Below are 17,197 nucleotides of genomic sequence, written 5' to 3' on the forward strand. Positions count from 1 at the left end.
CAGCGACACCCCGGGAAGGGCCGACCATGGCAGAGGCGAGCACCCAGACGGCGAACGGCCGGACGGCGGACACCACCGAGCCCCACCGGACGGCCGGTTCGACGGCCGGATTGACGGCCGCCCAGGCCGGCGTGCTCGCCGCCCAGCGCATCGACCCCGACAACCCGGCCTACAACGTCGGCCAGTACGTCGAGCTCGACGGCCCGCTGGACACCGCCCTGCTGGAGCAGGCCCTGCGCCGCACCCTCGCCGAGGCCGGGGGCCTGCACGTGCGCCTCGTCGAGCGCGACGGCCGCACCGTGCAACAGCCCGCCGCCTTCGACCGGGACGCCTGGCGGCTGCCCCGGCTGGACACCCGCGGCGCGGCCGACCCCGAGCAGGCTGCCGTCGCCCTGGTCCGCGACCAGCTGGCGGTGCCCGCCGTCCTGGAGGGCGACCAGGCCGGCCCGCTGACCGGCGCGCTGCTGGTCCGCACCGGCGAGCAGCGCCACCTGTGGTTCCAGTGGTTCCACCACCTGGTGATCGACGGCTACGGCGTCGCCCTGTTCACCCGCCGGGTCGCCGAGGTGTACACCGCCCTCGCCGCCGGCCGGGAGCCCGCCGACTCCCCGTTCCGGCCGGTCGGACTGCTCGCCGACGCCGAGCGCGCGTACCTCGCCTCCGACCGGGCCGCCTCCGACCGCGCCCACTGGAACGGCCTGTTCGCCGACCGCCCCGCCGTCGTCGGCCTGACCGAGCAGACCGCGCCGGCCGGCGCCGCCGCGCTGCGCCACCGCATCCGGCTGTCCGCCGCCGACTCGGCCGCCGTCCTGGCCGCCGCTCGGGGCGCCCGCACCACCTGGGCCGAGGCCGCCGCCGCCGCACTCGCCGCCTACCTGCACCGGATGACCGGCACCCCGGACGCCGTCCTCGGCATGCACTTCATGGCCCGCACCGCGCCCGGCACGCTGCGGGTGCCCGGCATGGCCGTCAACATCCTGCCCGTCCGCCTCGCCGTCGCCGGCACCGACAGCTACACCGACCTGCTGCGCCGTGCCGCCGGCGTGCTCAAGGACGCCCGCCGCCACCAGCTGCACCGCGGCGAGGAGATCCGCCGCGACCTCGGCCTGGTCGGCGGCGACGAGCGGCTGTACGGCCCGCTGCTCAACCTGAAGCCCTTCGACCTCGACCTGGACTTCGCCGGCCTTCCCGGACGCCTCGTCAACCTCGCCGCCGGCCCGGTCGACGACTTCCAGCTCGCGGTCAGCGCCACCCCCGACGACCGGCTGCACCTGGAGTTCGACGCCAACCCCGCGCTCTACACCCCCGCCGAACTGGCCGCCCACGCCGAGCGCTGCGCCGGCCTGCTGGTCCGGCTGGCGGCCCGCCCGGACCAGCCGGTCGCGGCCCTCCAGCTGCTCGCCGACACCGAGCTCGACGCGCTCGCCGGCTGGAACGCCACCGACCGTCGGGTGTCCGGGCGTTCGGCCGTGGAGCTGTTCGCCGAGCAGGCGGCCCTGGCGCCGGACGCGACCGCCGTGGTGGCGGGCGGGGAGCGGCTGACCTACGCGGAGCTGGACGCCCGCGCCGGCCGGCTGGCCGCGCTGCTGGCGGCCCGCGGGGTCGGCCCGGAGACCTTCGTGGCGCTCGCCCTCCCGCGGTCGGCCGAGCTGGTGCCGGCGATGCTGGCGGTGCTGCGCTGCGGCGGCGCGTACCTGCCGCTCGACCTGGACTACCCCGCCGACCGGCTGGCCTTCATGCTGGACGACGCCCGGCCGGTCTGCACCGTCACGGTGGCCGGCTCCGCGCACGCCGTCCCCGGCGACCGCGAGCTGCTGGTGCTGGACGCCCCGCAGACGGTCTCCGAGCTGGCCGCCGCCGAGCCGCTGCCCGCCGGCCCGGTGGACCCGCACAGCCCGGCGTACGTGATCCACACCTCCGGCTCCACCGGCCGCCCCAAGGGCGTCGTGGTGCCGCACGGCGCGCTCGCCAACTTCCTGGAGACGATGCGCGAGGAGCTCGAACTCGGCGTCGGTGACGGCCTGGTGGCGGTCACCACGGTCTCCTTCGACATCGCCGAGCTGGAGATCCACGTGCCGCTGGTCAGCGGCGCCACCGTGGTCCTCGCCGACCGCGACACCGTCCGCGACCCGGCCGCCCTGGCCGCCCTGATCGACGAGCACCGCCCCAAGGTCGTCCAGGCCACCCCCACCCTGTGGCACGTCCTGCTGGAGGACGGCTCCGCGAGCAGCCTGCCGCAGGTGCACGCACTGGTCGGCGGCGAGGCCCTGCCCGCCGAGCTCGCCGAGCGGATGACCCGCGCCACCCGCCGGGTCACCAACGTCTACGGCCCGACCGAGGTGACCGTCTGGGCCACCTCCGCCGACCTGCCCGCCGACCACCGGGGCGTGCCCGACATCGGCGGACCGTTCTGGAACACCCGCGCCCACGTCCTGGACGGCGCCCTGCGGCCGGTCCCGGTCGGTGTCCCCGGCGAGCTCTACCTCGCCGGCGACCAGGTGGTCCGCGGCTACCTCGGCCGCCCCGGCCTCACCTCGGGACGCTTCGTCGCGGACCCGTACGGCCCGGCCGGCAGCCGGATGTACCGCACCGGCGACCTGGTGCGCCGCGGCACCGACGGCCGGATCCACTTCCTCAGCCGGGTCGACGACCAGGTCAAGCTGCGCGGCTTCCGGATCGAACTCGGCGAGGTCGAGGCCGCGCTGACCGCGCAGCCCGGCGTCTCGCGCGCGGTCGCGCTGGTCCGTGAGGACGCACCCGGCCGCCAGCAGCTGGTCGGCTACGTCACCGGCACCGCCGACCCGGCCGCGCTGCGCCCCGCCGTCGCCGAGCTGCTGCCCGAGTACATGGTCCCGGCGGCGGTCGTGGCGGTGGACACCTTCCCGCTCACCGCCAACGGCAAGATCGACCGCCGTGCGCTGCCCGCCCCCGAGCTGTCCGCCGCCGCCACCGGCCGCGCCCCGGGGACCCCGGCCGAGCGGGCCCTCGCCGACCTGGTCAAGGAGATCCTCGGCCTGGCCGATCTCGGCGTCGACGACAACTTCTTCTCCCTCGGCGGCGACTCCATCTCCGCCATCCAGCTCGGCAGCCGGGCCCGCAAGGCCGGTTACCTGATCACCCCGCGGGTGGTCTTCGAACGCCGCACCGTGGCCCGGATCGCCGCCGCCGCCGAGACCGCCGCCACCGCCGGCGCCACCGCGGCCGAACGGCCCGACACCCTCGGCGCCCTGCCCGCCACCCCGGCCGCCGAACGGCTGCGCGGACGCGGCGGCCCGACCGCCCGCTGCGGCCTGCACGCCGCCGTCACCGTCCCCGCCGCCCTGGACACCGAGCGCCTCACCACCGCCCTGGACACCCTGACCGACCACCACGACGCGCTGCGCCTGAAGCTGACCGTCGACGCCGACGGCACCTGGACCCAGGAGGTCCGCCCGGCCGGCAGCGCCCCCGCCGCCGATCGCCTGCGCCGCGTCACCGTCCCCGCCGCCGAGCTGGACGAGGCCTGCGCCCGCGAGCGCGCGGCCGCCGCCGACCGCCTCGACCCCGAACAGGGCGTCGTCCTCCAGGCCGTCCACCTGGACGCCGGCGCCGGCACCCCCGGCCGGCTGGTCCTCGCCCTGCACCACCTCGCCGCGGACGAGGACTCCTGGCCCGTCCTGCTCGGCGACCTGCGGGACGCCTACGAGGGCCGCGCCCCGGCCGCCGTCCCCACCCCGCTGCGGCACTGGGCCCTCGGGCTGGCCGCGGCCGCCGCCGGCGACCAGGTCCGCGCCGAACTCCCGCTCTGGCAGGCCGTGCTGGCCGAGGGCGCCGGCCCGCTGCTCGGCGACCGGCCGCTCGACCCCACCCGCGACACCGCGGCCAGCACCCGGCGGCTGAGCCTCACCCTGCCCGCCGGGCGCACCGCGCCGCTGCTCGACGCCGTCCCCGCCCGCCACCGCGCCGACGTCGACCACGTGCTGCTGACCGGCCTCACCCTCGCGGTGCTCGGCCGTCGCACGGCCCGCCACGGCGCCTCGGCCCGCCCCGACCTGCTGCTCGACCTGGACGGCCGCGGCCGGCTCCTGCCCGGCGCCGACACCGCCCGCACCGTCGGCCGGCTGACCACCGCCCACCCGGCCCGCCTGGACCTGGCCGGGGTCGACCTGGACGACGCCCGCACCGGCGGCCCCGCCGCCGGCCGCGCCCTCGCCCTGGTCAAGGAGCAGCTGCGCGCCCTGCCCCGGGCCGGCGCCGGCTACGAGCTGCTGCTGCGCCGGCCGGACCGGGCCGGCGGCCCGCTGCCGGCCGACGCCGAGGCCCCGCAGCTGCGGTTCGGCTACCTCGGCCGGCTCCCCGCCGGCCAGGGCCCGTGGACCACCGGCGGCGAGCCCGCCGCCGAGAGCGTCGACCCCGCGCTGCCCGCCGCGCACGCGCTGGAGATCTCCGCCTTCGTCCAGGACCTCGCCGAGGGCCCGCAGCTGACCGTCCGGCTGGACTGGCCGCAGGGCGTGCTCACCGAGGAGTCCGTGCGCGACCTCGCCGAGCGGTGGTTCGCCGCCCTGGACGCCCTCGCCGCGTACGCCGAGCGCCCCGACGCCGGCGGGCTCACCCCCTCCGACGTGCCGCTGGCCGCCGTCACCCAGCCCGTCCTGGACCGGCTGGCCGCCGCCCACCCCGGCACCGAGGACGTGCTGCCGCTCTCCCCCCTCCAGGAGGGCCTGCTCTTCCACGCCCACTACCGCCGTGCCGAGGGCGCCGACGACCTCTACACCTCGCTCACCTCGCTGGAACTGCGCGGCCCGCTCGACCGCGCCGCGCTGACCGCCGCCGTCGACGCCGTCGTCAACCGGCACGGCGCGCTGCGCGCCGCCTTCACCGACGCCGGCACCGAACGGCCGCTCCAGCTGATCGCCCGTGAGGTCCGCGTGCCGTGGACCGAGCACGACCTCACCGGCACGCCCGCCGACCGGCAGGCCGCCGAACTCGCCCTGATCGAGGACACCGAGGCCGGCCGCCGCTTCGACCTGGACCGCGCGCCGCTGGTGCGCTGCGCCCTGGTCGCCCTCGGCGAGGACCACCACCGCCTGGTGATGACCCGCCACCACATCGTCATGGACGGCTGGTCCATGCCCGTCCTGCTGCGCGAGCTGATCGCCGCGTACGGCGGCGCCGACCCGGCCGCCCTGCCCGCCGCCACCCCGTACGCCGACCACCTCGCCTGGCTCGCCGGGCGCGACACCGCCGCCGACGGCGAGGCCTGGCAGCGCGCGCTGGCCGGCCTGGCGGCGCCCACGCTGCTCGCCGACGCCCTCGGCGCCCCGGCCGGCGGCACCTCGGCCGCCGGCCGCGAGCTGGACCTGCCGCTCGGCGCGGAGCTCACCGCCGGGCTCACCGACACCGCCCGCCGGCACGGGCTGACCCTCAACACCCTCGTCCAGGGCGCCTGGGCGATCCTGCTCGGACGCCTCACCGGCCGCACCGACGTGGTGTTCGGCGCGACCGTCTCCGGCCGCCCGGCGGACATCCCCGGCGTGGAGTCGATGGTCGGCCTGTTCAGCAACACCGTCCCGGTGCGCTTCGAGCCGCGCGAGGACGAACCGGTCGTCGAGGCGCTGACCCGCCTGCAGGCCCAGCAGTCCGCGCTGCTCGACCACCAGTACCTGGGCCTGGCCGACATCCAGGCCCTGGCCGGGCACGGCACGCTCTTCGACACCCTGCTGGTGGTCGAGAACTACCCGGTCGACCCGGCCGCGCTGACCGCCGGCGGGCTGCGCGTCGCGGACATCACCCACCGGGGCGCCACCCACTACCCGCTGACCGTCCTCACCCTGCCCGGCGAGCACCCGAAGCTCACCGTCGAGTACCGCCCGGACGTCTTCACCGCCGAGCAGGCCGCGGCCACCGGCGCCCGCCTGCTGGGCCTGCTCCGGCAGATCGCCGCCGCCCCCGCCACCCCGGTCGGCGCACTGGAGGTGCTCGACGCCACCGAGCGGCAGGACGTCCTGCGGACCTGGAACGCCACCGACCGCGAGGTGCCCGCCGGCACCGTCGTGGACGCCTTCGAGGCGCGGGCCGCCGCCATGCCCGACGAGACCGCCGTGGTCTTCGGCGAGCAGCGCCTGACCTACGCCGAGCTGGCCGCCCGGGTCGACCTGACCGCCCGCCACCTGGCCGCGCTCGGCGCCGGACCGGACCGGGTGGTCGCCCTCGCCCTGCCGCGCTCCGCCGAGCTGGTCGCCGTCCTGCTGGGCGTGCTCAAGTCCGGTGCCGCCTACCTGCCGGTCGACCTCGACCACCCCGCCGAGCGGGTCGCGCTGATGCTGGAGGACGCCCGGCCGCTGCTCACCCTGACCACCGCCGAGGTGGCCGGCCGGCTGCCGGTGCTCGCCGACCACGGCCTGGGCACCGTCCTGACCGGCGAGCTCGGCTCGCTGTCCGCCGAGCCCGTCCGCCCGCACGCCGACGACCTGGCGTACGTGATCCACACCTCCGGCTCCACCGGCCGCCCCAAGGGCGTCCAGGTGCCGCACCGCGGCCTGGCCAACATGCTGGAGCACCACGGCAGCACCGTGTTCGCCCGCGCCGTCGAGGCCGCCGGCGGCCGCCGCCTGCGCGCCGCGCACACCGCCTCGTTCTCCTTCGACTCCTCCTGGGAGCAGCTGCTCTGGCTGATCTGCGGCCACCAGCTGCACGTCTACGGCGAGGACCTGCGCCGCGACCCGCAGGCCCTGACCGCCCGGCTGCTCGCCGACCGGATCGACACCCTGGACGTCACCCCGTCCTTCGGCCGGCAGCTCGTCGAGTGGGGCCTGCTGGACTCGGCCGAGCACCGACCGGTGCTCTTCCTGGTCGGTGGCGAGGCCGTCGACGACGCCCTGTGGACCCGGATCCGGGAGACCGAGGGCGTGCTCGGCCACAACTTCTACGGCCCGACCGAGTACACCGTCGACACCCTCGGCGCCGACCTCGACGAGAGCCCGACACCGTTCGTCGGCCGCCCGATCGGCAACACCCGGGTCTACGTGCTGGACGGCCGCCTGCGGCCCGTCCCGGCCGGCGTCCCCGGCGAGCTGTACATCGCCGGCCCGGGCCTGGCCCGCGGCTACGGCAACCGGCCCGCGCTCACCGCCGGCCGCTTCGTCGCCGACCCCTTCGACGAGGGCGCGCGGATGTACCGCACCGGCGACCTGGTCCGCCGGCGCGCCGACGGCTCGCTCGACTACCTGGGCCGCGACGACGACCAGGTGAAGATCCGCGGCTTCCGGGTCGAACCCGGCGAGGTCGAGGCCGCGCTGGCCGCCCTCCCGGGCGTCACCCAGGCCGCCGTCCTGGTCCGCGGCACCGGCGGGGTGCGCCACCTGGTCGGCTACGCGGCCCCCGCGACGCTGGACGCGACTGCGCTGCGCCGCGCCCTCGCCGACACCCTGCCCGAGTACATGGTCCCGGCCGCCGTCGTCCCGCTGGCCGCGCTGCCGCTGAACGTCAACGGCAAGCTCGACCGGCAGGCGCTGCCCGAGCCGGACGCCGCCGACTTCGCCGCCCCCGCCGGCCGCGCCCCCCGCGACGAGCGCGAGGCCGTGCTGTGCGGCGTGTTCGCCGACGTCCTCGGCCTGCCGCAGGTCGGCGTCGAGGACGACTTCTTCGCCCTCGGCGGCCACTCGCTGCTCGCCACCCGGGTGGTCGGCCGGGCCCGCGCCGCGCTCGGCACGGACGTCGCCGTCCGCGACCTGTTCGAGGCCCGGACCGCCGCCGGCCTCGCCCAGCGGCTGCGCACCGCCGCCGCCGGCCGCCCCGGCCCGGCCGCCCGCCCGCGCCCCGAGCTGATCCCGCTCTCCGCCGCCCAGGCCCGGCTGTGGTTCCTGTACCGCCTGGAGGGGCCCAGCACCGCGTACACCATCCCGTGCGCGCTGCGGATCGACGGCAAGCTCGACGTCGAGGCCCTGCGCGGCGCCTTCGGCGACGTCCTGGCCCGGCACGAGGCCCTGCGCACGGTCTTCCCGGACGTCGACGGCCGCCCCCACCAGCGGATCCTCACCGCGGAGCAGGCCGGAGTCCCGTTCACCGTCGAGGAGGTGACGATCCATCAGCTGGACGGTGCGGTCGCCGCCGCCGGCGCCCACGCCTTCGACCTGGCCACCGGGATCCCGGTCCGGGCCACCCTGCTCAGCAGCGCCCCCGACCGGCACGTCCTGAGCATCGCGCTGCACCACATCGCCGGCGACGAGTGGTCCGAGGGCGTGCTGCTGCGCGACCTCGACCGCGCCTACCGGGCCCGGCTGGCCGGCGACACCCCGGCCTTCGCCCCGCTGCCGCTCCAGTTCGCCGACCACGCCCTGTGGCAGGCCGACCTGCTGGCCGAGCCGAACGGCCCGGCCGCCGACCAGAGCGCCTACTGGACCGAGCGGCTGGCCGACCTGCCGGCCGAACTCGCCCTGCCCGCCGACCGGCCCCGGCCCGCCGAGGCCACCGGCCGGGGCGGCTCGGTCCGGCTGCGCCTGCCGCAGGAACTGCACACCGCGCTGCGCGAGTACGCCAACCGCACGGCCGTCACCCCGTTCATGGTCACCCAGGCCGCCGCCGCGCTGCTGCTCGGCGCCCTCGCCGGGACGGCGGACGTGGTGCTCGGCACCCCGGTCGCGGGCCGGACGGACGAGGCGGTGGAGGAGGTCGTCGGATTCTTCGTCAACACCCTGGTGCTGCGCCACGACCTGTCCGGCGACCCCGACTTCGACACCCTGGTCGCCCTTTCCCGGGAGAGCGTGCTCGGCGCGCTGGCCCACCAGGACCTGCCGTTCGACCGGCTGGTGGAGATCGTCAACCCGGAGCGCTCGCTCGGCCGTCACCCGCTGTTCCAGGTGATGGTGCAGCACCGCAAGGAGGCCGGCGGCCTGGACGCGCTGCTCGGCGCCCGCACCTCGCTGCTGCCCGACCCGGTCCACGCGGCCCGCTTCGACCTGGCCTTCACCTTCGTCGAGTCGGCCGACGGCGCCCGCACCGACCTCACCGTGATCTACGCCGAGGACCTCTTCGAGCGCTCCACCGCCGGACTCTTCGGCGCCCGCCTGGTACGGGTGCTGGAGCAGGCCCTGGCCGCGCCGCAGCGCCCGGTCGGCCGGATCGAACCGACCGGCGCCCAGGAGCGCCGCGGCCTCGCGGGGGAGTGGAACGCCACCGAGCGCGAGGTGCGCCCCGGCACCCTGGTCACCCGGATCGCCGAACAGGTCGCCGCGACCCCCGGCGCCACCGCCGTGGTCTTCGAGGACACCGAGCTGACCTACCGCCGGCTCGACGAGCTGGCCGGCGCGCTGGCCGCCCGACTGGCCGCCGCCGGCGCCGGACCGGGCCGGATCGTCGCGGTCGCCGTGCCGCGCTCCGCCGAACTGATGGTGGCCCTGCTGGCCGTCCTCAGGTCCGGCGCCGCCTACCTGCCGCTGGACACCGAGTACCCGGCCGACCGGCTGGCCGGCATGGTCGAGGACGCCGCCCCCGTCTGCCTGCTCACCGTGGACGGCCAGGCCGACCGCCTGCCGCAGGTCTCCGGCGTGCCGGTGCTGACGGTCGACGGCGAGGGCCCGCGGGCCGTACCGCAGGCCCCGGCCGAGGACCACCCGGCGTACGTGATCTTCACCTCGGGCTCCACCGGCCGCCCCAAGGGCGTGCTGGTCGGCCACCGCGCCATCGTCAACCGCCTCGACTGGATGCGCGAGGTCTACGGCATCACCCCCGGGGACCGCATCCTGCAGAAGACCCCGGCCAGCTTCGACGTCTCGGTCTGGGAGTTCTTCCTGCCGCTGGTCAGCGGCGCGGCCGTGGTGCTGGCCCGCCCGGGCGGCCACCGCGAGCCCGAGTACCTGGCCGCGCTCACCGCCAGCCGGGGCGTCACCACCGCCCACTTCGTGCCGTCCATGCTCACCGCCTTCACCGGCGCGGCCGAGCAGGACCCGGCCGTCCGGGCCGGCTTCACCGACGTGCGCCGGGTCTTCTGCTCCGGTGAGGCGCTGCCCGTCGCCGCCGTCGACCGGTTCGCCGCACTGTGGCCGCACATCGAACTGCACAACCTGTACGGGCCCACCGAGGCCGCCGTGGACGTCACCTTCCACCGCGCCTGGGCCGGCGCCGGCGTCGTCCCGATCGGCCGCCCGGTCTGGAACACCAAGCTGTACGTGCTGGACGCCCGGCTGCGGCCCGTCCCGGTCGGCGTGCCCGGCGAGCTGTACCTCGCCGGTGTCCAGCTGGCCCACGGCTACCTCGGCCGCCCCGGCCTGACCTCCGGCCGGTTCGTCGCCGACCCGTTCGGCGACGGCGGCAGGATGTACCGCACCGGCGACCTGGTGCGCCGCCGGGTCGACGGCGAGGTCGAGTACCTCGGCCGCACCGACGACCAGGTCAAGGTGCGCGGCTTCCGGATCGAGCTCGGCGAGGTCGAGTCCGCGCTGGCCGCCGTCCCCGGCGTCGGCCAGGCCGCGGTCACCGCCCGCCCGCTGGTCGAGGGCGGCGCCCGCCAACTGGCCGGCTACGTCGTCCCGCAGGCCGGCGCCACCGTCCGCGCCGACGCCGTCCGCGCCGCCGTGGCCGCCGTGCTGCCCGAGCACATGGTGCCCGCCGTCGTCACCGTCCTGGACGCGCTGCCGCTGAGCGTCAACGGCAAGCTCGACCGCAAGGCGCTCCCCGCGCCCGGCCGCGCCGCCGCCGCACCGGCCGCCGCCGGCCACACCCCGGCGCGGGCGATGGCCAAGGTCTTCGCCGAGGTCCTCGGCCTCGGCGAGGTCGGCGAGGAGGAGAACTTCTTCGCCCTCGGCGGCGACTCGATCGTCTCCATCCAACTGGTCAGCCGGGCCCGCAGGGCCGGCCTGGAGATCACCGCCAAGGACGTGTTCCAGTACCCGACGCCGGCCGCCCTGGCCGGCGCCGCCAAGGGACAGCCGCTCACCGCCGCGCCCGCCACCGCCGCCGCGCCCGTCCCGGCCGACGGCGAACTGCCCGCCCTGCCGGTCGTGCACTGGCTGCGCGAACGCGGCGGCCCGATCGACCGGTTCAACCAGTCCGTGCTGCTCACCGTCCCGGCCGGACTGCGCGCGGAGCCGTTGCGCCGGGCCCTGGCCGCCCTCGCCGAGAACCACCCGGCACTGCGCCTGCGGCTGGACACCACCGACGGCATCTGGACCCAGGAGATCCTGCCCACCGCGCAGGCCCCCGCCGTCACCGACCCGGACACCCTGCGCCGGGTCGACGGCACCGGCACCGAGCTGATCGCCCGGGAGACCGACGCGGCCGCCGCCGCGCTCGCCCCCCGGCAGGGCCGCATCCTGCGCGCCGTCCACTTCGACGGCGGCGCCGACCGGGACGGCAGACTGCTGCTGACCGTCCACCACCTCGCCGTCGACGGCGTCTCCTGGCGCACCCTGCTGCCCGAACTGGCCACCGCCTACGCCGCGTTCGCCGCCGGCGCCCGCCCGTCCCCGGAACCGGAGGCCGACGGCCTGCGGGCCTGGTCCGAACGGCTGCTGGCGCACGCCCAGGAACGCGGCCGGGTCGCCGAGACCGCCTACTGGCGCACCGCCCTCGCCGGCCCCGACGGCCCGCTCGGCGCGCTCGGCGCCGACCCCGCCCGGGACACCGTCGCGACCCTGCGCACCCTGCGCCGCACCCTGCCGGCCGACCGCACCGCACCCCTGCTCACCGACATCCCGAAGGCGTTCGGCGCCGGTGTGGACGACGTCCTGCTGGCCGCCCTGGCACTCGGCGTCGCCACGGCCCGCCCCGGCGGCGCCCCCGCGCTGCGGGTCGACCTGGAGGGTCACGGCCGCGGCGGCAGCGAGACCGGGGGCCTCACCCCCGACCTGGCCCGCACCGTCGGCTGGTTCACCACCGTGCACCCCGTCCGGCTCGACCTGGCCGGCATCGACCCGGCCGCCGCGATGACCGGCGGCCCGGACACCGGCCGCGCCCTCAAGCAGGTCAAGGAGCAGCTGCGCGCCGTCCCGGACCGGGGCCTCGGCCACGGCCTGCTGCGCCACCTCAACCCCCAGACCGCGGCCCTGCTCGCCGCCGGCCCGCGCTCGGAGCTGCTGTTCAACTACCGCGGCCGCACCGACGGCGCCACCGGCCCGGCCGGCGGCGGCTGGCCGTTCGCCCCCGAGGACGAGCGCGCCGCGGTGACCGCCGCCGCCGGACCCGACCCGCAGATGCCGGCCGGCTACCCGCTGGAGATCGATGCCGTGGTCCGCACCGGCCCCGACGGCCGTCCCGAACTGGCCGTCGAGTGGAGCTGGCCGCAGGCCGTGCTCACCCAGGCCGAGGTGACCGCCCTCGCGGACGCCTGGTTCGCCGCACTCGACGCCCTCGCCCGGCACACCGCCGGCGACGGCGCGGGCGGCGTCACGCCGTCCGACCTGAACCTGGTCAGCCTCAAGCAGTCCCAGATCGACCGGCTGGAGTCCCGACTGCGCAGGCGCCGATGAACCACCCCCCGCACGACCCCGAGAACCTCCCCGCCACCACCTCCAGGACCGAGAACACCGTGACGAACGACCAGAACCCGACCCAGGCCGAGCCCACCGCAGAGCCCGCCGAGTCCGCCGTCGAGTCCGCCGGAGAGTCCGGCCTGGAGGACGTCTACCCGCTCTCCTCGCTCCAGGAGGGCCTGCTCTTCCACGCCCTGTACGACGACGCGGCCCGCGACGTCTACGTGGTCCAGTCCCACCTGGACCTGGCCGGCGCCGTCGACACCGCCCGGCTCGGCGCGGCCGTCGACGCGCTGCTGCGGCGGCACGCCAACCTCCGGGTCGGCTTCTGGTACGAGGACCCGGAGGCCGTCGTCCAGTTCGTCCAGCGCTCGGTGGAGACCCCGCTGCGCGAGGCCCACCTGACCGCGTTCACCGGCGCGGCCCAGGAGGCGGCCGTCCGGGCCGCGATGGACCAGGACTGGGAGCACCGCTTCGACCTGGACACCCCGCCGCTGCTGCGCTTCACCCTGCTGCGCCTGGGCGCCGACCGCTCCCGCCTGGTCGTCACCTGCCACCACCTGCTGCTCGACGGCTGGTCGATGCCGATCCTGGTGCGCGAACTGCTCGCCCTGTACGGCTCCGCCGGCGACCTCGCCGTGCTGCCCCCGGTCCGCCCGTACAAGGACCACCTGGCGCTGCTCGCCAGCCGTGACGCGGCCGCCGCCGAGGCCGCCTGGCAGGAGGCGCTGGCCGGCTTCGACGAGGCCCGCCCGGTCGCCCCGGGCACCGACACCGGCTCCGCCGTCGAGTCCGGCTCCGTCCACCTGACCGCCGGCGCCGAGCTGTCCGCCGCCGTGGCCGCCGCCGCCCGCGGCAGGGGTCTGACCCTCGGCAACCTCGCCCACACCCTGTGGGGCGTCCTGCTCGGCTCGCTGACCGGCAGCACCGACGTGGTCTTCGGCACCACCGTCTCCGGTCGGCCCGACGACCTGCCGGGCGCCGAGGGCATGGTCGGCCTGTTCATCAACACCGTGCCGGTTCGAGTCCGGCTCCGGCCGGCCGACACCCTCGCCCAGGCCGTCGCCGCCGTCCAGGCCGAGCAGGCCGCCCTGATGTCCCACCAGCACCTTGGCCTGGCCGCGATCCAGCGGCAGTCCGCGGTCGACGGCCCGCTCTTCGACACCCTGCTGGTGGTGGAGAACTACCAGGGCGGCGGCGACGACGTGAAGGCCGCGCTCGGCGGCGCCGAGGGCCTGACCATCACCGGCCTCGGCGCCCGCGACGCCACCCACTACCCGCTCGGCCTGGCCGTCCTGCCCGGCGCCGAGCTGCGGCTCGAACTCGACTACCGCCCCGACGTGTTCGAGCACGCCGAGGCCGAGCGGATCGCCGCCCGCTACCTCGCGCTTCTGACCGCCTTCGCCGCCGACCCGGACACCCCGCTGGCCCGCCTCGACCTGCTCGGCCCGGCCGAGCCCGCCGTCCTCGACGGCGGCGAGGCCCCCGCCGCGTCCGGCACCGTCACCGACCTGCTGGACGAGCTGGCCGCCCGCACCCCCGACGCGGTGGCCCTGGTCGGCCCGGCGCTGGCCGGCGGTCCGGCCGAGCGGCTGACGTTCGCCGCGCTCGCCGACCGCGCCGACCGCCTCGCCCGGCTGCTGCTCTGCCGCGGGCTGCGCGCCGAGCAGACCGTCGCCCTCGCGCTGCCCCGCACCACCGAGTCGGTCGTCGCGATCCTCGCCGTCCTCAAGGCCGGCGGTGCGTACCTGCCGCTCGACCTCGACCACCCGGCCGAGCGGACCGCCCGGATCCTCGACGACGCCCGCCCGGCGCTGGTGCTGACCGGCCGTGACCTGGCCGACCGCTTCCCGGACGGCCTCCGGCTCGACGAGCGGGCCACCCTCGACACCCTGGCGGCCCTGCCCGGCGGCCCGCTCACCGACACCGAGCGCGGCGGCCCGATCCACCCCGACCAGGCCGCGTACGTCATCCACACCTCCGGCTCCACCGGCCGCCCCAAGGGCGTCGTCATCCCGCACCGGGGCCTGCTCAACCTCGCCCACGACCATCTCGGCGGCACCTTCGCGGACGCCGCCCGCACGGTCGGCCGCGACCGCCTGCGCGCCCTGCACACCGCCTCGTTCTCCTTCGACTCCTCCTGGGAGCAGCTGCTCTGGCTGCTCGGCGGCCACGAGCTGCACCTGCTCGGCGACCAGGACCGCCGGGACGCCGAGACGGTGGTCGCCTACGCCCGCGAGCACGCCGTCGACACCCTCGACGTCACGCCCTCCTACGCCCAGCAGCTGCTCGACTCCGGGCTGCTCGCCGGCGCGCACCGCCCGTCCGTGCTGCTGCTCGGCGGCGAGGCCCTGCCCGAACCGCTGTGGAACCGGCTGCGCGCCGAACCCGGCGTCGTCACGGTCAACTACTACGGCCCGACCGAGTACACCGTGGACGCCCTGGTCGCGGACCTCGCCGACAGCGCCACCCCGAGCATCGGCCGCCCGCTGCGCGGCGGCCGCGCCTACGTGCTGGACGCGCTGCTGCGGCCCGTCCCGACCGGCTCGCCCGGCGAGCTGTACCTGGCCGGCCGGCAGCTCGCCCGCGGCTACCTGGACCGGCCCGGGCTGACGGCCGGCCGGTTCGTCGCCGACCCGTTCGGCGACGGCGAACCGATGTACCGCACCGGCGACCTGGTGCGCCGCCGCGCCGACGGCACGCTGGACTACCTCGGCCGGGTCGACGACCAGATCAAGATCCGCGGCTACCGGATCGAGCTGGGCGAGATCGAGGCCGCCCTCGCCGAGCAGCCGGGCGTCGCGCAGAGCGCCGTCCTGGTCCGCGACGGCGCCGTCAGGCGCCTGGTCGGGTACGTGGTCCCGGCCCCCGGTGCCGCACCGGACGCCACCGCCCTGCACGCCGCCCTGGCCGCCCGCCTGCCCGAGTACATGGTGCCCTCGGCCTTCGCCGTGCTGGAGAGCATGCCGCTGAACGTCAACGGCAAGATCGATCGCGCCGCGCTGCCCGACGACGCCCTCGACTACGCCGGCCTGACCTCCTCCCGCGCCGCCGAGACCCCCACCGAGCAGCTGCTGTGCGAGCTGTTCGCCGAGGTCCTGGCCCTGCCCGGGGCCGGCGCCGAGGACGACTTCTTCCGTCTCGGCGGCGACTCCATCGCCTCCATCCGCCTGATCGGCGTGGCCCGTGCCGAGGGCCTCGCCCTCAGCCCCCGCGACGTCTTCGAGCGCCGCACCCCGGCCGCCCTGGCGGCCGTCGCCGACGGCCGCGGCCAGGCCGACCAGGCGCCCGCGATCCCGGCCCTGCCCGCCGCCGGCGAGGCCGAGCTGGCCGCCGTCCGGGCCGCCGCGCCGAAGCTGGACATCGAGGAGGTCTGGCCGGTCTCCCCGCTCCAGGAGGGCCTGCTCTTCGAGGCCGGCTACGACGACCGCGCGCTCGACGTCTACACCTCCCGCGACGTGGTCACCCTGACCACCCGCGTCCCGCTGGACGTGCTGCGCACCGCCGTCGCCACCGTGCTGGAGCGCCACCCCAACCTGCGGGTCGGCTTCCTCCAGGACGGCCCGGACCGGCCCGTCCAGTTCGTCCCGCGCGCCGTCGACGTGCCGCTCACCGAGCTCGACCTGACCGACCTCACCCCGGAGGCCGCCGAGGCCGAGCTGGGCCGGCTCAAGGAGCGCGAGGCGTTCACCCGCTTCGACCTCGCCGCCCCGCCGCTGCTGCGGCTGGTCTCGGTGCTCGCCCCCGGCGGCGGCCAGCACATCCTGATCACCAACCACGCCCTGCTGTGGGACGGCTGGTCCTCCGGACTGTTCCTCCAGGAGCTGCTGACCCTCTGCCACAACGGGCTGACCGGCGGCTCGATCGCCCTGGACGGCACCGCCCTGCCGTACCGGGACTTCCTCGCCTGGCTCGGCGCCCAGGACCAGGAGCAGGGGCGCACCGCCTGGCGCGATGCGCTGGCCGGCCTGGACGGGCCCACCCTGCTCGCCCCGCAGGCCCGGGAGCGGGCCGCCGTGCTGCCGGAGAAGGTCGAGCTGGCGATCTCCGCCGAGCTGACCGGCCGGGTCGCGGCCTTCGCCCGTGACCGCGCGCTGACCCTCAACACGGTGCTGTCGGGCGTCTGGGGCCTGCTGCTGGCCGGGCTGACCGCCCGGCAGGACGTGGTGTTCGGCGCCACCGTCTCCGGCCGCCCGGCCGAGCTGCCCGGTATCGAGGGCACCATCGGCATGTTCCTCAACACCGTCCCGGTCCGGACACGGCTGCGCGGGGACGAGAGCGTCGCCGACTTCCTGGTCCGCCTCCAGGCCGAGCAGACCGAGCTGCTGGCGCACCACCAGGTCAGCCTGGGCGAGATCCAGCGCGGCGCCGGCCTCGGCCGGCTGTTCGACACCCTCCAGGTGCTCCGCAACACCCCCGCCGACGAGGGCGTCCGCGACCGCATCCGGGAGTCCCTCGGCGTCCAGGACGTCATCGACGTCGACGCCACGCACTTCCCGCTGATCTTCATCACCAACCCGGGCCCGGCCCTCTCCTTCGAGTGGACCTACCGCCCCGACGTCTTCGACCGCGCGACCGTGCAGGGGCACGCCGAACGCCTGGTCCACCTGCTGGAGCAGCTCACCTCGCGCCCCGACCGGCCGGTCCGCTCGTTGTATGTGTTGACGGTGGGTGAGCGGGGTCTGGTGTTGGGGGAGTGGGCGGCGACGTCGCGGGTGTTGCCGGATGCGACGGTGGCGGATCTGTTGGCG

General features: G+C 76.9%; 2 protein-coding genes. Both read left to right on the forward strand.

The genetic code is table 11. From position 1 onward, the window contains the following. Positions 1-26 precede the first annotated feature (26 nt). Positions 27-12,443, forward strand: coding sequence for an amino acid adenylation domain-containing protein (locus tag ACIOFR_RS38005; protein ID WP_401004751.1), 12,417 nt, complete (start codon positions 27-29; stop codon positions 12,441-12,443). Then, on the forward strand, positions 12,440-17,197 hold a 4,758-nt coding region (locus tag ACIOFR_RS38010; RefSeq protein WP_401004753.1), incomplete at its 3' end, for an amino acid adenylation domain-containing protein. The genes ACIOFR_RS38005 and ACIOFR_RS38010, both read left to right, overlap by 4 nt.

It is taken from the genome of Kitasatospora sp. NPDC088346, from assembly GCF_044740765.1.
Taxonomy (GTDB): domain Bacteria; phylum Actinomycetota; class Actinomycetes; order Streptomycetales; family Streptomycetaceae; genus Kitasatospora.

Excerpts from the sequence above, each read along its gene's own strand:
- ACIOFR_RS38005 (WP_401004751.1), top strand. The coding sequence starts at position 27 with ATGGCAGAGGCGAGCACCCAGACGGCGAACGGCCGGACGGCGGACACC.